Below are 18,704 nucleotides of genomic sequence, written 5' to 3' on the forward strand. Positions count from 1 at the left end.
TGGTCACGGGAGCGCTGCCGCACGACGGTGCGGCAGCGCTCCCGGCGCTGCGTACACTGACCGCGGTCGAGCAGACGGCCAGCCCCCCTCGTCCGGAAGGATCCCGCGATGACTGCTGTCGCGCCGAGTGCCCTGGCACAGACCCTCGTCGACCATGCGGAGACCGTCCGCCCCGCCTGGCTGGACGCCGCGGTGGACGAGCTGCGCGGACGCACCACCCGCGGCGAGCTCGAGCGCGAGCAGTCCGACATCTACCAGGCCCTCGTCGACGGCCTGCAGGCGGGAGGCACCGACCTGCAGTCGGAGGCCTTCGACCAGCTGCGCGGGATCCTGGCGGACGTCTCCGCCGCGCGCGCCCGGCTCGGCTTCACGCCCCGCGAGACCGCCGTGGGCGTGTTCGCGCTCAAGGAGGGGCTGTACGGGCTGGCCGGGTCGGACGACACCATGACGCGCGTCCTGCCGCTGCTGCGCCTCGTGGACGAGCTCGGGCTGTTCACGTTCGAGGCGTTCGCCGCCGCCCGCGAGTCGATCATCAGCGAGCAGGCCGAGCAGCTCCTGGAGCTGTCGACCCCGGTCGTCAAGCTCTGGGAGGGCATCGTGGCGGTGCCGCTGGTCGGGACCCTCGACTCCGCGCGCACCCAGGTCGTCATGGAGAAGCTGCTCAACACCCTCGTCGAGACGGGCAGCACGCAGGCCATCATCGACATCACCGGCGTGCCGGCGGTCGACACGCAGGTGGCCCAGCACCTGCTGCGGACGGTCGTCGCGGCGCGCCTCATGGGCGCGGAGTGCACGATCAGCGGCATCCGTCCCCAGATCGCGCAGACCGTCGTCGCGCTCGGGATCGAGTTCGGGGACATCCGCACCCGCGCGACGCTGGCGGACGCGCTCGTGGACGCGCTGCGGGAGGGTCGTCGCTCGCACACCGAGGTGACCGCGTGAGCGACGCCGTCCCCATCCTCAAGATCGGGTCGACGCTCCTCGTGTCGATCCAGGTGGACCTCCAGGACGACACCGCGCTGCAGCTGCAGGAGGACCTGGCCGAGCGCATCACACGCACCGGCGCGCGCGGCGTCGTCATCGACATCTCGGGCCTGGAGATCGTCGACAGCTTCATCGGCCGGATGCTGGCGTCGGTCGCCGCGATCTCCCGCGTCCTGGACGCGCAGACGGTGGTGGTCGGCATGCGGCCCGCCGTGGCCATCACGATGGTGGAGCTGGGGCTGTCCCTCGGCGGCGTCCGCACCGCGCTGGACGTGGAGCGCGGCCTCGCGATGCTCGCCCCGGCCCACGAGTCCGCCGAGAGCGTGCTGCTCGCGGCGGCCGCCGAACGAGAGTCGAGATGACGACCGCGCCCTCGGCCACGGCGACGGAACGGCTCGAGGTGCGTGCCGACTCCGACGTGGTCCGGGTCCGACAGCTCGTCCGCACGGTCGCGCAGCAGGCGCGGCTCTCCCTCGTCGACCAGACGAAGCTCGTCACGGCCGCGAGCGAGCTCGCGCGGAACACGCTGGTCTACGGCGGCGGCGGCGAGGTCGAGGTGGAGCTCGTCGCCGACGGCCGACGGTCCGGGGTCCGGGCCGTCTTCTCCGACGAGGGTCCGGGCATCGCCGACCTCGACCTCGCGCTGACGGACGGCTGGACCAGCGGCAACGGGCTGGGCCTCGGGCTGTCCGGCTCACGGCGGCTGGTGGAGCAGTTCTCGATCGACACGGCACCGGGAGCCGGGACCCGGGTCGAGATCGTGACCTGGTCGCGATGATCTCCCCGTCGGGGCCGTCCTCGCCCGACGCGGCGGTCGCCCTGGAGGCCGGGGTGTGGCACACGGTCGACCATCCCTCCGCCGTCGGCGCGGTCCGGCGCGCCGCGACGACGGCCGCGCTGAGCCTCGGGCTGGGCGAGGCGCGCGCCGCGGAGGCCGGCCTCGTGGTGTCCGAGCTGGCGTCCAACCAGACCCGGCACGCCGGCTCGGGGTCGGTCGTGCTGCGCGTCCGTCGTTGGGACGACCACGCCGCGCTCGAGGTGCTGGCGGTGGACTCCGGCCCCGGAATGCGCGACCTCGACGCCGCGATGCGGGACGGGGTGTCCTCGCGCGGCACCCTCGGCATCGGGCTCGGCACGCTGCCGCGGCTCACCTCGTCGTGGGACGCCTGGTCGGCGCCCGGGCAGGGCACGGTGGTGGCCGCCACCTTCGCCTCCCCCGGCTCCCGCCCCGATCCCGCACCGGGGGCGGGGCTGACGCGGCCGATGACCGGGCAGGCCGTCTGCGGCGACGCGTTCGCCCTCCGGACGGACGACGGTGTGACCTCGGTCCTCGTCGCCGACGGGCTCGGCCACGGTCCCCTGGCCGCCGTCGCGTCGCAGTCGGCGGTCCGCGCGTTCCTCGAGGCGGAGCCCGCCGGCCCCTCCGCACTCCTCGCACGGGTCCACGGCGCTCTGGGCGGCACGCGCGGCGCGGCGGTCTCCGTGTCGCGGGCGGAGCGCGGGACGCTGCGGCACGCCGGGCTCGGCAACATCGGCGGCACCGTGCAGGGCGCCGACCGGCCGCGGAGCCTCGTGAGCCAGCCCGGCATCGCCGGCACGCACGCACGGGCCGTCCGCGAGGTCGCCGTGCCCGTCGGCGCCGGCGACCTGCTCGTGCTGCACTCCGACGGGCTCACCGACCGCGCGAGCCTGGCCGCCTACCCCGGGCTGACGGCTCGCACCCCTCTCGTCGTCGCGGGCGTGCTCATGCGCGACTTCGCCGTGCGACGGGACGACGCGTGCGTCGTGGTCGTCCCCCTGGGAGGCACCCCGTGACCACGGCCGGCACCCCGCTCCTCACCACCCGGCTCGAGGGCGACACGGACCTGCTCGCCCTGCGCCGCGCGGGCCGCGAGATCTCCCGCGCCCTGGGCCTCGACGTCCACACCCAGGTGCGGGTCGCCACCGCGCTCTCCGAGGTCGGTCGTGCCGCCGTCGCGCTCGGGCCCGTGGAGGTCACCATCGGCCTCGACCGGGGCGCCCGGCCGCTCCTGCGTGCGGACCTCGAGTCGGCCGCCGGCCTGACCACGACGGGCAGCGCCGCCGACGGTGGCGTCCCGGCGGCACGGCGTCTCGTCGACGAGGTCGTGCTCGGCGCGGACGGCCGCCACGTCACCCTCGTGGTCGAGCTGGGCGCCTCCGCGCCTCTCGACACGGCGACCACCGACGCCCTGCGCCGCGCGATCACCGTCGGCTACGGGGCCAACGCCCTCGACGAGCTGCGGGTGCAGAACGCCGAGCTGCTGCGCACGCACGACGAGCTGGTGACGCAGCGGGAGGAGCTCCGCCGGCTCAACACCGAGCTGGAGGAGACCAACCGCGGCGTCCTCGCGATGTACCACCAGCTCTCCGCAGAGCTGGAGGAGACCAACACCGGCGTCGTCGCGCTGTACGCCGAGCTCGACGAGCGCGGCCGGGAGCTGGCGGCCGCGAACGAGGCCAAGTCGCGCTTCCTGCGCAACGTCAGCCACGAGCTGCGCAGCCCGGTCAACTCCATCATCGGGCTGACCTCGCTCCTGCAGGCGTCGACGATGTCCGGGGACCAGGCCGAGCAGGTGGAGTTCGTGCGCGACAGCGCGGCCACGCTGCTCACCCTCGTCGACGAGCTCCTCGATCTCGCGCGCGCGGAGGCCGGGCACCAGGACGTGGCGCCCGCGCCGATCGTCGTGCCCGCGCTGCTCGACGAGCTCCGGGGCACGACGCTCCCCCTGGTGCGCGACGGGGTGGAGCTGGTGGTCGCGTGCGAGCCCGGGCTGGCGCTCGTGAGCGACCGACGGCTGGTCGCGCGGGTCCTGCGCAACCTCCTGACGAACGCCGTCAAGTTCACCGAACGGGGCAGCGTGCGGCTCGACGCCCGCGTCGAGGGCGACGCCGTGCGGTTCGTCGTCGAGGACACCGGCCTGGGGATCGGCCCCGAGCACCTGGACGCCGTGTTCGAGGAGTTCGTCCAGGTGCCCAACCGCCTCCAGCCGGGCGTCCGGGGGACCGGCCTCGGCCTGCCCTACGCCCGGCGCACCTCCGAGGCTCTCGGCGGGACGCTGACGGCGAGCTCGGCCCCCGACGTCGGCAGCACGTTCACCGTCGTCCTCCCCGTCGCGCCCCCGGACCCGGCGGGGACCGCGACGGCGGTGCCCACGCCCACGCGCTCCCCCGCCACGGCCGGGCGGGACGCGGAGACCGGGCTCGGCCACGTCCTGGTCGTCGACGACGACCGGTCGTACGGCGCGTACGTCGCGGGACTGCTGCGCGAGGACGCCGGCCGCGTCAGCGTCGCCCACGACGGGCGGCACGCGCTCGCTCTCCTGCGGGACGCCCCTGCCGATGCGGCCGTCGTGGACGTGCGGCTGCCGGAGCTCGACGGCGTGGGCCTGCTCGCGCGGCTCCGTGCCGAGCACCCCCACCTGGCCGTCGCGCTCATGTCCAGCGGCCCCGCCCCGGACCAGACAGGGGTGGGGCGGCCGGCGCCCTTCCTGCCGAAGTCGACGCTCGACCGAGATTCCCTCACCCGCGCGCTCCGTGGCGGCGGTGCCGCATGACGCCCGCCGACCGCACCGTCCTCGTCGTGGACGACACCCGCGCGCACCGCTACGTCATGGCGACGTGGCTGCGGGGCGCGGGCTTCGACGTGCTCGAGGCGGGGACCGGCGCGGAGGCGCTGGACCTGGTGACCGCGACGATCGACGCGGTGGTCCTCGACGTCAACCTCCCGGACCTCACCGGGTCCGAGGTCTGCCGCCGGATCAAGGCGGACCCGCTGACCGCCCACGTTCCGGTGATGCACGTGTCCGCCACGTCGATCGACGCCGCCGCACGGACCGCCGGGCTGGCCGGCGGCGCCGACGCCTACCTGCCCGAGCCGCTCGACCAGGACGAGTTCCTGGCCACCGTGGGCGCACTGTGCCGCGCGCACGACGCCCATCGCGGGGCCGGGCGCGCCGTGCGTCGGTTCGAGGCGCTCGCCGACGCGCTCGCACTCCTGCACCAGGCCCGGACCCAGGAGCTCGTGGCCGACCTCGTCGCCCAGGGCGCCTGCGCCGTGCTCGGGCGGCCCGCCGTCGCGATGGTGGTCGTCGACCAGCAGACCGTGGTCCGCGCGGTGTGCCCTGCCCCGGACGCGCCGCTGGTGCGCGGGCGAGGGACGCTCCCCGTGCTGCCGCCGGGGCCGGTCTCGTCGGCCACGTTCGGCGCCGACGACGTGCCCGACCACTGGGTCCCCCTGCTGGCGCAGGCGGGCGTGCCGCGGTCCGCCTGGTGGACGGTGTGGCTGCGCGACGCCGAGGGCAACCTCGTGGGCGGGCTGGCGCTGCAGGCCGACGACGCCTCCAGCAGCCCGTCGGCGGAGGAGCGTGAGGTCGCCGCCCGGTTCACCGAGGGCATCACCGTGGCCCTCCGGAACCTCAAGACGTTCGCCGAGGAGCACCGCATCGCGATGGCGCTCCAGCGGCGGCTCCTGCCCTCCGGTCTCACGGTGCGCGGCGGTGTCGAGGTCGCCGCCCGCTACGAGGCGTCGGACGAGCGCCTCGACGTCGGCGGGGACTTCTACGACGCCTTCGACCTGCCCGACGGCCGGGTCGCCGTCGTGATCGGGGACGTCCAGGGGCACTCGCTGCGGGCGGCCACCGTCATGGCCGAGGTGCGCCTCACCCTCCGCGCCTACCTGCGCGAGGGCCACGATGCCGCTCGCGCGCTCGACCTGCTCAACGACTCGCTGCGGCAGGACCACCCGGAGCTCACCACGGTGTGCGTCTGCGTCATCGACCCCGCCGACGGCAGCATCGAGATGACCGACGCCGGCCACCTGCCTCCGCTCGTGGTCCGGACCGACGGGACGGTGGTCGCGGAGAAGTCGCCGGCCCGCCTCCTGGGCCTGGCGAGCCCGGACGAGCGGCCCGCACGGCGCGACGCGCTGGGCCCGGGCGACCTCCTGGTGCTCGTCACGGACGGGCTGGTCGAGCGCCGCGACCGCACCCTGCGGGAGGGCGTCCACGAGCTCGTGGACGCGGCCCGCACGCTCGCCGGGCTCACCCCTGCGGAGGTGTGCGCACGCCTCGTGGACAGGTTCACCGACGCCGGCCGGGAGGACGACGTCGCCGTCGTGGTCGTCCGTCGGACGAGCGACCCTCAGTCGCCGCTCGGCACCTGACCCTTCACGTCGTCGTACCCCGCCAGGCTCGGCAGCTCGCCCGGCGCGTAGACCAGGCGGACCACGCCGGTCGGGAAGGCCTCGGACCGGCGCAGGGCCAGCGGGTAGACCGTGTCGCCCTCGTCGAAGAGGCGCGCGCCGCGGCGGGCCGCGACCGGGTGCACCAGCAGGCGCAGCTCGTCGAGCAGCCCCGCCGCGAGGAGCTGGCGGACGACCGACAGCGACCCTGGCACGAGGATCTTCTCCACGCCGTCCTCGGCCTTCAGCGCCTCGACTGCGGCCGGCAGGTCGCCGTCGAGCCGCTCGACGTGGCGCCAGCCGAGGTCGTGCGTCGAGCGGGTCACGACCACCTTGCGCATGTCCCCCAGCCGCCGGGCGAACGCCGCGTCCTCCTCGCCCGCCTCCTCCCGACCGGGCCACGCGCCGGCGAAGCTGTCGTAGGTGACGCGGCCGATCAGCAGGACGTCGGTGTCGCGGTAGTCGTCGTCGACGGCGCGGGCCATGTGGTCGTCGAAGTAGGGGAAGTGCCAGGCGGGGTCGATCTCCGCGACGCCGTCGAGCGAGATGAACAGGGTGGACACGACCGTGGCCATGAGGGCTCCTCCGGGACGGGCGGACGGCGGGGTCGACCTGGTCCGCTGGGGAGATCATCGCGGTGCCGCAGCCCCGTCGCACCTAGGATCAGGGCCCATGCCGGCCCTGGACCCTCGCGCGATCCTCGACGGGCGCCCCACGCGCCGCCCGTCGGTGGGCGTCATCGTCGCGATCGCCGTGTCGTCGGCGTGCCTGCTCGCCGCGCTGGTGGTGACGTCCGCGGAGGGCCCGACGTTCCTCGAGGGCCTGTTCCTCGCCGTCCTGCCCCTCCCGCTGCTGCTGGCGGGCGTGCTCGCCCTCGACCGCCTCGAGCCGGAGCCGCCGGACGCCCTGGTGCTCGCGTTCCTGTGGGGCGCGGGCGTGTCCGTGCTGGTCGCGATGGGGATCAACACCGCCGGGCTCACCCTGCTGTGGACGCCGCTGCTCGGCCAGGAGGAGGGCTTCGTCGCGACGGCGGTGCTCACCGCGCCCGTCGTCGAGGAGACCCTCAAGGCGCTGGTCCTCGTCGGCATGCTCTGGTTCCGCCGGCACGAGCTCAACGGCCCGACCGACGGCATCATCTACGGCTCGATGGTGGGCCTCGGCTTCGCCACGATCGAGAACATCCACTACTACACGGTCGCCGGCCCGGAGGGGCTGGCCGCGACGTTCGTGGCCCGCGGCCTCCTGTCGCCGCTGATCCACCCGCTGTGCACGTCCCTCACCGGCCTGGGGATCGCGACGGCCGCGCTCGCCCCGCGCGGCTGGGCCCGGGTGTGGCCCGTGCTCCTCGGCCTGCTCGGCGCGATGACGTACCACGCGCTGTGGAACGGCGCCGCGTCGCTCGGCGTCGAGGCCGTCGTCGCGGTGTACCTGCTGGGCCTGGGGGTCGTCGTCGGGCTGCTCGTCGTCGTGCGTCACGACCGCGCGCGCATCGTGGCGCTCATCGGGCAGCACCTGCCGCAGTACGGTCCGCTGGGCGTCGTCGCCCTGCCGGACGTCGTGATGCTCACGTCGCTGAAGCGCCGCCGCCGGGCCCGGGCCCAGGTGCGTGCCGCGGGCGGCCCCGGCCCGGCCCGCGCGATGCGGGACTACCAGCAGGCGGCGACCGAGCTGGCGATGCTGCACCGCCGCCTCGACCGCGGGCTGGTGGACCGGGCCGCGTTCGAGCGGCAGCGCGGCCCCCTGCTCGCGCTCATGCTCGCGGCACGGGACGTCGTCACGCCGCTCTGGCGCCCCGAGGCTCCGCCCCGCTGAGGCCCACCATGATCACGCCGCCGACGGCGAGGTGCTCCAGCAGGAGCAGCACCGTCGCGCCGGCGTTCTCGGCACCCAGCGGGCCCAGCAGGGACACCAGCAGGACGGCGCCGCTCAGCACCAGCCACGCCGTGCGGCCGCCTTCCGGGCGGCGCAGCAGGAGGGCGCGGACGCCCCAGCCACCCAGTGCCGCCGTGAGGCTCGTGGCGATCACCAGGGAGATCGTGACCTCGAGGGTGCCCGACCCGGCCCGGACCTGGGGGTCCACGCCGGCCAGCGTGCCGACCAGGAAGACCACCGCCCCCGTGAGCACGGCACCCACCACGACCGTCCGCGGACGGTTCCACCACGCCCGGTCGCGCCACGTGCGCCCCGCCGGTCCTCGCGGCGTGCGGCCCTGCGTCCCGCCGGTCCTGTTCGTCGTGGTGTCCATGTCGTCCCCTCCTCGGCGCCGGCACCCTGCCGGCACGACGACGTTCCCGCGCGGCGTGCCTGCCGCGCGCCCTGCCGCGGTCGGTCGTCGCCTGGTCGCCGGTCGGGACCACCCCCGACTTTCGACGGTGTCGCGGTGCGACCGCCCGCCGTAGCGTCCCGGTCATGACGTCCACCGGCACCACCCCGCAGCCCGCCGTCGTCGGCCCCCGGCCGGCCGGCGTCCCGGGCCCGCCGCCCGCCCAGGGACCCCCGCCCGTGCCGCGCGGCGTCGTCGCGACCGCCTGGGGGCTCGTCGCCGTCCTCACCGCCGCCGCGACTGCGGCCGTCGTGACCGCCGCACCGGACACCTCCGTCGTCGGCACGACGCCGCAGGTGCCCGCCGTCGTCGACGTCGCCGTCGCGCTCGCGTCCCTCGCCCTCGTCCCGTTCCTGTTGACGCGCCGCAGCGTGCCCGCCGCGCTCGCGCTCGCCGCCCTGGCCGCCGTGTCGGGGGCGGCGACTCCCGCGGCGACCGTGGGCACGCTGCAGGTGGCGCGCTGGTACCCGGTCCGCACCGCCGCGTGGGTCGCGGGGGCGGGGATCCTGGGGCACGCGGTCCAGGCGCTGTGGCGTCCGGTGGGCCTGCCGCTGGGCTGGTGGCTCCTGTGCGACGTCGCGGTCCACGCCGCGCTCTTCGGCTGGGGCGCGTACGGGCGCGAGCGGTCCCTCGTGCTGTGGTCCCTGCGCGACCGGGCGCGCCGCGCGGAGGCCGAGCAGGAGCGGCGGGTCGCGGAGGCGCGCACGGCCGAGCGCACCCGGATCGCCCGCGAGATGCACGACACCCTCGCGCACCGCCTCTCGCTCCTGGCTGCCACCGCGGGCGCGATGGAGTACCGCCCGGACGCCGACCCGGCCGCGCTCGCCGCCGCCGCGGGGCGGGTCCGCGCGGGCGTGAGCGACGCGCTCGAGGACCTGCGGCAGGTCATCCGCCTGCTCCGCGCCGGCCCGGACGACCTCGGCCCCGTACCCGGCCTCGACGACGTGCGCCGGCTCGTCGACGACTCCCGCGCCGCCGGGACCGACGTGACGTACGAACGCACGGGCGACGACGTCCCGCCGGCCACGGTCGCGACGGCCGTGTTCCGGGTCGTGCAGGAGTCGCTGACCAACGCGCGCCGGCACGCGCCGGGCGCGGCCGTGCGGGTGACCGTCGCGACCGCTCCGGGCGAGGTCCGGGTGCGGGTGGTGGACGACGGCGCGGCACCGGGCGCCGTCGCCCCGGACGGGGTGGGCACGGGCACGGGGCTGGTCGGGCTGCGCGAGCGCGCCACGCTGCTGGGCGGCACGCTGGCCACCGGGCCGAGCTCGGGCCCCGACGCGTCGCGCGGCTTCACGGTGGAGGCGTGGCTACCGTGGGACGCGTGACGACGACGCCCGGGCCCGGCCCGCTCCCCGCCACCGGCCCCGTGGACGAGACCCCCGTGCGGATCGTCCTGGTGGACGACGACGCGCTGGTGCGCGCGGGCCTGCGCCTCATGCTCGACGGCGCGCACGGGATGCGGGTCGTGGCGGAGGCGGCCGACGGTGCGGAGGTGCCCGGCGTCCTGGACGCGCACCCGGCCGACGTCGTGCTCATGGACCTGCGCATGCCGGGCGTGGACGGCATCGCGGCCACCCGGCGGGTGCGCGCCCGCCCGTCGCCGCCGGCCGTCGTCGTGCTCACCACGTTCGACACCGCCGAGGAGGTGGGCGGGGCGCTGCGCGCCGGGGCCGCGGGCTACCTGCTCAAGGACATGCCGCCCGCCCGCATCGCCGCCGCCGTCCACGCGGCCGCCGCGGGCGAGCCGGTGCTGGCGCCCGACGTCGCGCGGCGGCTGATGGCCGCCGTCGCCGGCTCGGACGGGTCGCGCGACCGCGCCCGCGCCGCCCTGGACGCGCTCACCGCCCGCGAGCGGGACGTCGCCGTCGAGCTCGGCCTTGGCGCGTCGAACGCCGACATCGCGGCCCGGCTCTACCTCAGCGTGCCGACCGTGAAGGCGCACGTGTCGAGCGTGCTCGAGAAGCTCGGGCTGGAGAACCGCACGCAGGTCGCCCTGCTCGTGCACGACGCCGGCGAGGCATGAGCGCAGGCCCTGTCAGCCCCGCACGGGCTCCTCGGGGCGGCCGGGCACCGGCACGTCGCCGTCCGCGGACAGCCCCAGGAACTCCGCGACGCGCGGACTCGCGGGCGCGCGCAGCAGCACGTCGGGGGCGTCCACCTGGAGCAGCTGCCCGGCGTCCATGACGGCGACGCGGTCGGCGACGGTGAAGGCCTCGTCGTGGTCGTGCGTGACGAAGACGGCGGTGGTGCCGGTGGCCTGGAGGGTGTCGCGGACGTCGACGGCGAGCCGCTCGCGCAGGCGGCGGTCGAGGGCGGACAGCGGCTCGTCGAGCAGCAGCAGCCGCGGGCGGGGCGCGAGGGCCCGGGCGAGCGCCACGCGCTGCTTCTCCCCGCCCGACAGCGTCGCGACGGACCGGCGTTCGTAGCCCGCGAGCCCGACGTCGGCGAGCAGCTCGGCGACCCGCGCGGCCCGCTCGGCACGCGGCACGCCCAGGGTCTCGAGCCCGTAGGCCACGTTACGGCCGACGTCCCGGTGCGGGAAGAGCTGGCCGTCCTGGAAGAGCAGGCCGAAGTTCCGGCGGTGCACGGGCACGCCCGCGAGGTCCGCGCCGTCGAACGCCACGGTGCCGCCCGCGAGCGGCTCCAGCCCGGCGACGGCGCGCAGCAGCGACGACTTGCCGCAGCCGCTCGGCCCGAGCAGCGCGACGATCTCGCCTGCCGCGACGTCGAGCGAGACGCCGTCCACCGCGACCGCCCCCGGTCGGCGGCGCGTGGCGCCGTACCGCACGACGGCGTCGCGCACGACGAGCCCCGTCGTCTGGCCCTGCTCCATCAGAACTCCCCTCCCGGCCGGTCGCCGCGCAGGCGCTCGGCCACCATCATGACGGTCGCGGTGAGCACGGCCAGCACCACGGACGCCGCGAGCGCCATCCCGTAGTTCTCGGCCCCGGGCCGCCCGATCAGCCGGTAGATCACCACAGGCAGCGTGGCCGTGTCGGGGCGGGCGAGGAACGACGTCGCACCGAACTCTCCGAGCGAGACCGCGAACGCGAACCCGATCGCCAGCCCCAGCGACCGCGCGCCCAGCGGGCCGTCGACGGTCCGCAGCACCCGCCCCGGCGCCGCGCCCAGCGTGGCGGCCGCCTCGCGCAGCCGCGGGTCGATGGCGCGCAGCACCGGCAGCATCGTGCGCACGACGAGCGGGATGGCGACGACGGCCTGCGCGATCGGGACGAGCGCGCCGGAGGTGCGCAGGTCGACGTCGAGCCCGAACGGCTTGTCCAGCGTGATGAGGAAGCCGAAGCCCACCGTCACGGCGGAGACGCCCAGGGGCAGCATGAACGCGGCGTCGAGCACCCCGACGGCGCTCCGCAGACCCGCCCGCCGCGGGCGACGCGACACGACGAGCGCCACGAGGCCGCCCACGACGACGGCGATCAGCGCGGCCCACGCCGCGGTGCGCAGCGAGTTGCCCAGTGCCTCCCAGACCGTGACGGTCAGGGCGTTGCGCCCGCCGGTGGTGCCGAGGGCCACGTAGTTGTCGAGGCCCCAGGAGCCGTCGGGAGCCCGCAGCGACCGCGTGACGAGCCCCGCCATGGGCAGCACGAGCAGCCCGGCGACCACGACGAGGGTGACGAGCGCCGGCACGACGTCCGTGCCGTCGGCACCGGTGCGCAGCCGCAGCCGGTGCGCGGACACGCTGTCGCTCGTGAGGTGCAGGGCCCGCTCCCGGCGCGCCCGGGCGCGGGAGCTGACCAGCAGCGCGCCGGCCACCACGACGAGCTGCAGCACCGACAGCACCGCCGCCGAGCGCAGGTCGAGGAACTGGGTGGTGCGCGTCCAGATCTCCGTCTCGATCGTGCCGTAGCGCAGGCCGCCGAGGACGAGGACGACGCCGAACGCCGTCGCGCAGAACAGGAAGACGACCGCGGCGGCCGACGCGATCGCCGGGCCGAGCGCGGGCAGCGTCACGGTGCGGAACGCGCGCCACGGCGTGGCGCCGAGCGCGCGGGCGGCCTGCTCGGCGCGCGGGTCGAGCCGCTCCCACATGCCGCCGACGGTGCGCACCACGACCGCGTAGTTGAAGAAGACCAGGGCGAGCACGATGCCCGCGAAGCTCTCCTCCAGGTGCGCCCAGCCGAGCGGCCCGCCGGGGGCGAAGAGCGCGCGGAACGCGACGCCGACGACGACGCTCGGCAGCACGAACGGCACGGTCACCAGGCCGCGCACGAGGGTGCGCCCCGGGAACCGGCACCGGTACAGCACGTACGCGCCGGGCAGGCCGAGCAGCACCGACAGCGCCGTGCCCGTGATCGCCTGGGCGAGCGTCTGCCCGACGATCCGCCACGTGCGCTCCTGGGACAGCACCTCTGCGAAGCCGGACAGGTCGAGCTCCCGCCCCGCCGCGGTCTCGGTGAAGAACCCCTGCAGGACGAGCGACACCACCGGCCACGCGAAGAAGACCGCGAGGAAGCCCAGCGGGAGCGCGACGGCCGCGCCCCAGCCGAGCCACGCGCCCCATCGGTCTGCACCCCGCCGGGCGGCGCGCCACCGCGCCGCCCGGGCTGCCGGGCGGGCGGTGGCGCGCGGGACGCGGGGCACGGGGCGCGTCAGCCGACGACCGTCGCCGTCCACTGCTCGATCCACTCGTCGCGGTGCGCGGCGACGTCGGCGGGCGCCACCTCGAACGGCTCGTCGGCCAGGGGCGCGAACTGCTGCCAGTCGGCGGGCAGCTCCACGCCCGGGTCCGCGGGGTACATGTACATCTGGCCGGGCACGTCGGCCTGGAACTCGGCGCTCGTCAGGAAGTCCACGAGCTTCTCGGCGCCCTCGGGGTTCTCGGCGCCCGCCAGCACGCCCGCGTACTCGACCTGCCGGAAGCAGGTGTCGAGCATCGCGCTCGTGGCGGAGGTCTTCCCGTCGTCGCTCACGGTGAACGCGGGCGACGTCGCGTACGACAGCGCGATCGGGCGCTGCCCGCCCTCGCCGGCGCCGGAGAAGTCCACGTAGTACGCGTCCTCCCAGCTCTCGGCCACCTTGAGGCCGTTGTCGCGCAGGTCGGCCCAGTAGGCCTCCCAGCCGTCCGCGCCGAACGCGCCGATCGTCGCGAGCAGGAACGCGAGGCCGGGGGACGACGTCGCCGGATTGGTCACGACGGTGAGGTCCGCGTACTCCGGCTTCGCGAGGTCCTCGAGCGTCGTCGGGGGCGTGACGCCGTGCTTCTCGAACCAGCCGTCGTCAAGGTTCATGCACACGTCGCCCACGTCGACCGGCGTCAGCGTGCCCGCCAGGTCGTCGGGCGCGTAGGCCGCGACCTCCGGGGCGAGGTCGGCCGGCTGGTACTCCTCGAAGACCCCGGCGTCGACGGCCCGCGACGCGTACGTGTTGTCCACGCCGAAGACGACGTCGCCCAGCGGCGCGTCCTTGGTGAGCACGAGCTGGTTCACCAGCGTGCCCGCGTCGCCCGGGGCCACCTGCTCGACGGTGAGACCGGACTCCTTCTCGAACGCGGCCAGGACGTCGTCGGAGACGGCGAACGAGTCGTGGGTGACGAGCGTGACCGTGCTCGACGCCGCGCCGCTCGCGTCGTCCGTGGGCGTCCCGCCGCACGCCGCCAGCAGCGGCAGCAGGGCGACGACGCCCGCGGTGGCGGCCGTGGTCCGGGCCGTGGTCGTGAGCTTCATGCTGTCCTCCTCAAGGTGCGAGAAGGGGGTCCTGCGGGCACCCGGCACCGTCGTGGTGCGGCCGTCCGCAGGGAACGAGATTCCCGACTTCCTCCACCGGTGCTAACCGGGTCAGGTTCGAGGGTCTGCGGCGGTCCGCACTCTCAGCGCCGGTGGGCGCTCCCCTGTCGTATCACCACGAGCCTACCCGCCGACGCCGCGCTACCGTGGTGCAGTCCTCGGCCTCGGGGTGTGACGTGCCTGACGTGCCGTGACGCCGTCCGGCGGCCGCGGACGCACGCGAGACGACGCGCGGTCGTGCCGCGGCCGCGCCGGGACCTACCGAGGGAGAGCACGTGACGGACACCGAGCAGCCGCTGGGCGTGAAGGTCGGCACGGTGGTGCTGACGATCGCCGCCGGATGGGTCGCGCAGAAGCTGATCGGGGTGGTCTGGGAGAAGACGACGGGCAGCGTGGCGCCCACCAACGTGGACGACGACGAGATCTCGATCATCCAGGCCGTCACCTTCGCGGCGGTCTCGGGCGGGGTCGCGGTGCTCGCGAAGCGCCTCGCCCGCAAGGGCGCCGTGCGCGCGGCGGCCCGGTTCGTCCCCGGCCGCTGATCCCCCGCTCCTGACGGGCCCGCCCTGCGGGTCAGTGGCTCGCGCGCGGACGCCGGCGGGCGAGCTGCGCGTCGTGCCCGTGCGGCCGGTCCACCGGCCGCACGGTGGCGAGCGCCTGGCTGAGCCGGTCCGCCGCGTCCTGGGCCGGCGGGGCGGACCGCACCACCTCCGCCGCCGTGAGCGCGGCGTCGCGGTCCCCGACGGGCCGCGCGAGCCCTTTCATCACCTGTTCGCCCGCCGACTGGGCGGAGATCCCGACCTGCGCGCCGGCGTCCGCGAGCACCTCGGTGGCGACCGACTCGTCCACGCCGCACACCGCCATGATGGCTCCCTTGGCCTGCTCGGCGGCCGCGGCCGCGACGAACGCTCGGGACACGGCCCGGTGCGCCTCGCGCTCCAGCGCGTCCCGCACGACCGGGCTCGCGTCGATGACGTAGCCGACGATCTGCGACGACGCGCCGTCGGCCCCGTGCCTTCCCTGTCCGGTCACGACGACGGTATGGGTGCGCCCGTGGTCGTCCACGACGCGGTGCGCCCCCGAGAACGGCCGCCCGGTGCCGAGCGCGACCACCGCCGTCCGGGAGAGCCGCTCGCGGTCGTCGGGATGCAGGTGGGCGCGCAGCACCTCCGGTCCCGGCGCGATCTTGCCCGGCTCGCGACCGAAGATCCGGAAGACCTCGTCCGACCACCACCACTCCCCCGTGGCGACGTCGACGCGGTACCGGCCGACGAGCAGCTGGCTCCCCGCACCCAGCAGCTCCGCGAGGGCGACGAGCTCGCGGCGCGGTGTGTCGTTGGTCGTGCTGGACATCGAGGCTCACCCCCAGTGCCGTGCAGCTGGGTCAGGCGCGCAGTTCTCCTGGCTTCACCACCGTACCGGGACGGCGCGACACCGCCACCGCACGGCGGGTGACGTGCGGTGGCGGTGTTGTCGGTGGCCTCGGCCGTGCCGGGGCAGGCGTCAGGCGACCGTCGTCGCCGCGGCCTCGGGGTGCTCGCCGGCCGCCTCGGCCCGCTCCGCCGCGACCGCCTTGCGGTGCTCGCGGAACGAGTAGGCGACGGCGGCGGCCCAGCCGACCGCGATGAGCCCGAGGACGAGACCCCGCACGCCGTCGCTCACCGGGAACTCGTCGAGGCTCAGCAGGGTGCGGACGTTGGTGAGCACGATGATCCCGCCGACGGCGGAGCCGAGGACGCGCGGCGGCACCAGGCGGACGAGCCACGCCGCGATCGGCGCCGCGATCAGGCCGCCGATGAGCAGCGCCAGGGCCCAGGTCGGGTTGATGCCTGCGGTCCCGAGGCCGAAGAGGAAGCCGAGGCTCGCGGCGACGGCCACGAAGAACTCGCTGGTGTCGATCGAGCCGATCACCTTGCGGGGCTCCATGCGGCCGCTCGCGAGGATGGCGGGCGTGCCCACCGGCCCCCAGCCGCCGCCGCCCGTGGCGTCCATGAACCCGGCGACCAGGCCGAGCGGGGTGAGGAACCGCTTCCGGAGCGGCTGCCCGAGGCGGTCCGTGCGCAGCCCGCGGAGCGTGAAGCGCAGCAGCACGTACAGGCCCAGCCCCAGCAGCAGGATCGACATCAGCGGCTTGGCGATCTCGGTCGACAGCCACGAGAGGAAGGTCGCGCCTGCGAACGCGCCGACCGCACCGGGGATGCCGATCTTGGTGACGACCTTCCAGTCCACGTTCCCGAACCGCCAGTGCGACGCACCGGACGCCAGCGTCGTCCCGACCTCGGCGAGGTGGACGGTCGCCGACGCGGCCGCGGGGTTGGTACCGATCGCGAGCAGCAGGGTGGTCGAGGTGACGCCATAGGCCATGCCCAGGCTGCCGTCGACAAGCTGCGCACCGAGGCCCACGAGGGCAAGGAGGACGAGAGTCCGCACGGGGGTTCCCTCCGTTTCGGCGCGGCAGCGGGTCCGCCGCGTCTGCAGTGAAGTTACCCGATCGGCTCTATCGGATTCAACGGTCTCAAGAATCTGTCTGCATGCTGAGACGCGCCTTCCGGGGTCGGCGCGGGCCGTGCCGCGCCCCGACCGCCCCGTGCCGGTCAGGCCGCGGGAGCGGGGCTCACGGGTTGATCCACGCCGATTCCTGCTCGGTGAGCCGGCGCACGACGTCGGGGATCGTCCCGGCCGCGAGGTCCGCCAGGGTCACCTGTTCCAGCACGGCCCGGACGTTCACGCGCAGCGCCACCCACACGTGCAGCAGCGACGCCGCCGCGCCCGTGTACTCCAGGTCCGAGGGCCGCGCGTCGCGCACGAAAACCAGCGGCCCGTCCACGGCGCGCACGACGTCGGCGACGGTGACCTTGTCGGCCGGACGGGCCAGCACGTACCCGCCGCCCGCGCCGCGACGGCTCGCGACGATGCCCTCGCGCCGCAGGTCGCTCAGGATCGCCTCGAGGAAGCGGTGGGGCACCTGCTGCGCGCGGGCGAGAGCCTCGGCCGGCACGGGGCCCTCGCCGGACGCGGCGAGCTCGGCGGCCGCCCGCACCGCGTAGTCGGCCTTCGCGGAGATCCTCACGAGGTCGTCACCGCGTCGCCCAGTCGCGTGCCGGCCAGCAGCGGCCCGGCCTCCCGGGCGGACGCCGCGAACGACCCGGTGAGGGGCAGGTCCGGCAGGATCACGGCCTGGGCCGCGTGGTAGATGTCGGGCTTGCCGACCCAGGTCCGGCCCGAGGGGCGGTTGGCCGTGTCGAGCTCGTGGAACCAGGAGCCCCGCTCGTGGTCCACCAGGTGGGCGTCGATCCACGCCCACCACGTGTCGGCGAGCTCGGCGTAGCGCGCCTCGCCCGTCGTGCGGTGCAGGACGTCGGCCGCCGCGGCCGCTTCGGCCGCCACCCAGTGGAAGCGGCGCGCCTCGACCGGGGTCCCGTGCCAGTCCGTCGTGTACACGAAGCCGCCCCCGGGCCCGTCCCACCCGTCGGCCACGGCGCGATCGAACAGCTGCCGTGCTGCGTCGGTGCGCCGGCCCTGCGTCCCCGCGGCGACGTCCACCTGCAGGAGCAACCGCGCCCACTCCAGGCCGTGGCCCGGTGTGGCGCCGTACGGCTTGAACGGGTCGTGCGGACGGTCGGCGTTGTACTCGAGCTGCGGCCGCCACTCCGTGTCGAAGTGCTCCGGGATCCGCCAGTCGTTGCCCGCAGCCCAGCCGATCACGCGGTCGGCCACGACCGCCGCCCGATCGAGCCAGCGGGTCTCCCCCGTGGCGTCGTGCGCGGCAAGGAGCGCCTCGACGGAGTGCATGTTCGCGTTGACCCCGCGGTACGGGTCGACCGTGCCCCAGTCGCGCGACCGCTCGTCGAGGTGCAGCTGGTGCTCGGCCTCCCAGAACCGTCGGTCGAGCACCGACAGTGCCGCCTCGAGGAGCGTCACGGCACCTGGCACGCGCGCCACGGTCCCGGTCGAACCGGCCAGCACGACGAACGCATGACCGTACGCCTGCTTGATCCCGTCGAACGCGTCGCCCGGACCCCGGGAGGCCAGCCAGCCACCCTCGTCGGCGTCCGCCAACGCCCGCGACAGGCCGGCGATCCCCCGGTCCAGCAGCGCACCTGCGCCCTCGACCCCCAGGAGATGTCCGAGCCCGTAGGAGTGCGTCATCCGGCAGGTGATCCACAGGTGAGCCGGCTGTGCCGGGTCGACGGCCCCGGCCTCGTCGAGCCACCCGGCGGTCCCGTCCCCTCCCAGGGACGGCCGCGCGAAGTCCAGCAGGCTCACGAAGTGTTGGGCTCGCCACGACGACGTCGGTCCGGTGGCAGGAAGGTGCGGTGCTCCAGTCACCCGACGAGCCTATCGGCACGGCGGCATGGTGGGGTGTTGCGGGTATGCGAAAGGCCCACCCCGGTGTGGGGTGGGCCTTTCGTGAATGGGTGTCCGGCGGCGTCCTACTCTCCCACCCCCT

Annotated in this window: 19 protein-coding genes and 1 riboswitch; of the genes, 10 read left to right on the forward strand and 9 right to left on the reverse strand. The window is 75.6% G+C overall.

Translation table 11 applies throughout. The features are described from left to right. Positions 1–108 precede the first annotated feature (108 nt). Genes ACH443_RS13255 through ACH443_RS13280 form a run of 6 tightly spaced genes read left to right on the forward strand, consistent with a single transcriptional unit; the run spans position 109 to position 6,166 of the window. Positions 109–942: an STAS domain-containing protein gene (locus tag ACH443_RS13255; protein ID WP_429766328.1), complete on the forward strand. Its 834-nt coding sequence runs from the start codon at positions 109–111 to the stop codon at positions 940–942. After that, on the forward strand, positions 939–1,346 hold the full coding sequence (locus ACH443_RS13260) for an STAS domain-containing protein (RefSeq protein ID WP_429766327.1): 408 nt from the start codon (positions 939–941) through the stop codon (positions 1,344–1,346). The genes ACH443_RS13255 and ACH443_RS13260 overlap by 4 nt, the downstream gene beginning before the upstream one ends. Continuing rightward, on the forward strand, positions 1,343–1,762 hold the full coding sequence (locus ACH443_RS13265; protein WP_429766326.1) for an ATP-binding protein: 420 nt from the start codon (positions 1,343–1,345) through the stop codon (positions 1,760–1,762). The genes ACH443_RS13260 and ACH443_RS13265 overlap by 4 nt, the downstream gene beginning before the upstream one ends. Further along, entirely contained in the window at positions 1,759–2,799 is a 1,041-nt protein-coding gene (locus ACH443_RS13270; protein WP_429766324.1) for an ATP-binding protein, read from the forward strand. Before ACH443_RS13265 ends, ACH443_RS13270 begins: the two co-directional genes overlap by 4 nt. Further along, positions 2,796–4,559 carry an ATP-binding protein gene (locus tag ACH443_RS13275; RefSeq protein ID WP_430590573.1) on the forward strand — a complete coding sequence of 588 codons (1,764 nt, stop codon included), beginning with the start codon at positions 2,796–2,798 and terminating at the stop codon, positions 4,557–4,559. The genes ACH443_RS13270 and ACH443_RS13275 overlap by 4 nt, the downstream gene beginning before the upstream one ends. After that, positions 4,556–6,166, forward strand: coding sequence for a SpoIIE family protein phosphatase (locus ACH443_RS13280; protein WP_430590574.1), 1,611 nt, complete (start codon positions 4,556–4,558; stop codon positions 6,164–6,166). The genes ACH443_RS13275 and ACH443_RS13280 overlap by 4 nt, the downstream gene beginning before the upstream one ends. Here ACH443_RS13280 and ACH443_RS13285 read toward each other — a convergent pair. Next, entirely contained in the window at positions 6,145–6,759 is a 615-nt protein-coding gene (locus tag ACH443_RS13285) for a dihydrofolate reductase family protein (protein WP_429766321.1), read from the reverse strand. The genes ACH443_RS13280 and ACH443_RS13285 overlap by 22 nt on opposite strands. 97 nt (positions 6,760–6,856) lie before the next feature. Here ACH443_RS13285 and ACH443_RS13290 point away from each other — a divergent pair, with 97 nt between their 5' ends. Then, the gene (locus ACH443_RS13290; protein ID WP_430557360.1) at positions 6,857–7,996 is read left to right on the forward strand and encodes a PrsW family intramembrane metalloprotease; all 1,140 of its coding nucleotides are present in this window, start codon (positions 6,857–6,859) and stop codon (positions 7,994–7,996) included. Here ACH443_RS13290 and ACH443_RS13295 read toward each other — a convergent pair. Further along, the gene (locus ACH443_RS13295; protein ID WP_430590575.1) at positions 7,959–8,429 is read right to left on the reverse strand and encodes a DUF6069 family protein; all 471 of its coding nucleotides are present in this window, start codon (positions 8,427–8,429) and stop codon (positions 7,959–7,961) included. The genes ACH443_RS13290 and ACH443_RS13295 overlap by 38 nt on opposite strands. A gap of 164 nt (positions 8,430–8,593) precedes the next feature. Here ACH443_RS13295 and ACH443_RS13300 point away from each other — a divergent pair, with 164 nt between their 5' ends. Continuing rightward, entirely contained in the window at positions 8,594–9,835 is a 1,242-nt protein-coding gene (locus ACH443_RS13300) for a sensor histidine kinase (protein WP_430590576.1), read from the forward strand. Further along, a complete protein-coding gene (locus ACH443_RS13305; protein WP_430590577.1) occupies positions 9,832–10,533 on the forward strand; it encodes a response regulator in 702 nt (233 codons plus the stop codon). Before ACH443_RS13300 ends, ACH443_RS13305 begins: the two co-directional genes overlap by 4 nt. 12 nt (positions 10,534–10,545) lie before the next feature. Here ACH443_RS13305 and ACH443_RS13310 read toward each other — a convergent pair whose 3' ends face one another. From ACH443_RS13310 to ACH443_RS13320, 3 genes are read right to left on the reverse strand one after another with little or no spacing between them, the layout of a single operon-like run. Beyond that, a complete protein-coding gene (locus tag ACH443_RS13310; protein ID WP_429766312.1) occupies positions 10,546–11,343 on the reverse strand; it encodes an ABC transporter ATP-binding protein in 798 nt (265 codons plus the stop codon). Beyond that, entirely contained in the window at positions 11,343–13,145 is a 1,803-nt protein-coding gene (locus ACH443_RS13315) for an ABC transporter permease (protein ID WP_430557355.1), read from the reverse strand. Before ACH443_RS13315 ends, ACH443_RS13310 begins: the two co-directional genes overlap by 1 nt. After that, positions 13,121–14,194 (reverse strand): thiamine ABC transporter substrate-binding protein, encoded by a 1,074-nt coding sequence (locus ACH443_RS13320; protein WP_429766309.1) that lies wholly within the window; start codon positions 14,192–14,194, stop codon positions 13,121–13,123. The genes ACH443_RS13315 and ACH443_RS13320 overlap by 25 nt, the downstream gene beginning before the upstream one ends. Positions 14,195–14,265: 71 nt before the next feature. Further along, positions 14,266–14,370, reverse strand: a riboswitch (TPP riboswitch). A 159-nt stretch (positions 14,371–14,529) separates the two neighbouring features. Between ACH443_RS13320 and ACH443_RS13325 the strand changes: the two genes are divergently transcribed. Then, a complete protein-coding gene (locus ACH443_RS13325; RefSeq protein WP_429766307.1) occupies positions 14,530–14,796 on the forward strand; it encodes a DUF4235 domain-containing protein in 267 nt (88 codons plus the stop codon). 31 nt (positions 14,797–14,827) lie between these two features. Here the strand turns inward: ACH443_RS13325 and ACH443_RS13330 are convergent, their stop codons facing one another. From ACH443_RS13330 to ACH443_RS13345, 4 genes are all read right to left on the reverse strand, one after another. Continuing rightward, positions 14,828–15,607: a PAS domain-containing protein gene (locus tag ACH443_RS13330; protein ID WP_429766306.1), complete on the reverse strand. Its 780-nt coding sequence runs from the start codon at positions 15,605–15,607 to the stop codon at positions 14,828–14,830. Between the two features lie 150 nt (positions 15,608–15,757). Beyond that, positions 15,758–16,684, reverse strand: coding sequence for a sulfite exporter TauE/SafE family protein (locus tag ACH443_RS13335; protein ID WP_429766304.1), 927 nt, complete (start codon positions 16,682–16,684; stop codon positions 15,758–15,760). A gap of 184 nt (positions 16,685–16,868) precedes the next feature. Next, on the reverse strand, positions 16,869–17,324 hold the full coding sequence (locus ACH443_RS13340) for an RrF2 family transcriptional regulator (protein ID WP_430545905.1): 456 nt from the start codon (positions 17,322–17,324) through the stop codon (positions 16,869–16,871). Further along, positions 17,321–18,583, reverse strand: coding sequence for an AGE family epimerase/isomerase (locus ACH443_RS13345; protein WP_430590578.1), 1,263 nt, complete (start codon positions 18,581–18,583; stop codon positions 17,321–17,323). The genes ACH443_RS13340 and ACH443_RS13345 overlap by 4 nt, the downstream gene beginning before the upstream one ends. Between the last annotated feature and the right edge of the window lie 121 nt (positions 18,584–18,704).

Origin of the sequence: Isoptericola sp. NPDC019571, from assembly GCF_044389385.1 — a bacterium.
GTDB classification, from domain to species: Bacteria; Actinomycetota; Actinomycetes; order Actinomycetales; family Cellulomonadaceae; genus Isoptericola; species Isoptericola nanjingensis.

Excerpts from the sequence above, each read along its gene's own strand:
- ACH443_RS13255 (WP_429766328.1), top strand. The coding sequence starts at position 109 with ATGACTGCTGTCGCGCCGAGTGCCCTGGCACAGACCCTCGTCGACCAT.
- ACH443_RS13265 (WP_429766326.1), top strand. The coding sequence starts at position 1,343 with ATGACGACCGCGCCCTCGGCCACGGCGACGGAACGGCTCGAGGTGCGT.
- ACH443_RS13270 (WP_429766324.1), top strand. The coding sequence starts at position 1,759 with ATGATCTCCCCGTCGGGGCCGTCCTCGCCCGACGCGGCGGTCGCCCTG.
- ACH443_RS13280 (WP_430590574.1), top strand. The coding sequence starts at position 4,556 with ATGACGCCCGCCGACCGCACCGTCCTCGTCGTGGACGACACCCGCGCG.
- ACH443_RS13285 (WP_429766321.1), bottom strand. The coding sequence starts at position 6,759 with ATGGCCACGGTCGTGTCCACCCTGTTCATCTCGCTCGACGGCGTCGCG.
- ACH443_RS13290 (WP_430557360.1), top strand. The coding sequence starts at position 6,857 with ATGCCGGCCCTGGACCCTCGCGCGATCCTCGACGGGCGCCCCACGCGC.
- ACH443_RS13295 (WP_430590575.1), bottom strand. The coding sequence starts at position 8,429 with ATGGACACCACGACGAACAGGACCGGCGGGACGCAGGGCCGCACGCCG.
- ACH443_RS13300 (WP_430590576.1), top strand. The coding sequence starts at position 8,594 with ATGACGTCCACCGGCACCACCCCGCAGCCCGCCGTCGTCGGCCCCCGG.
- ACH443_RS13310 (WP_429766312.1), bottom strand. The coding sequence starts at position 11,343 with ATGGAGCAGGGCCAGACGACGGGGCTCGTCGTGCGCGACGCCGTCGTG.
- ACH443_RS13320 (WP_429766309.1), bottom strand. The coding sequence starts at position 14,194 with ATGAAGCTCACGACCACGGCCCGGACCACGGCCGCCACCGCGGGCGTC.
- ACH443_RS13330 (WP_429766306.1), bottom strand. The coding sequence starts at position 15,607 with ATGTCCAGCACGACCAACGACACACCGCGCCGCGAGCTCGTCGCCCTC.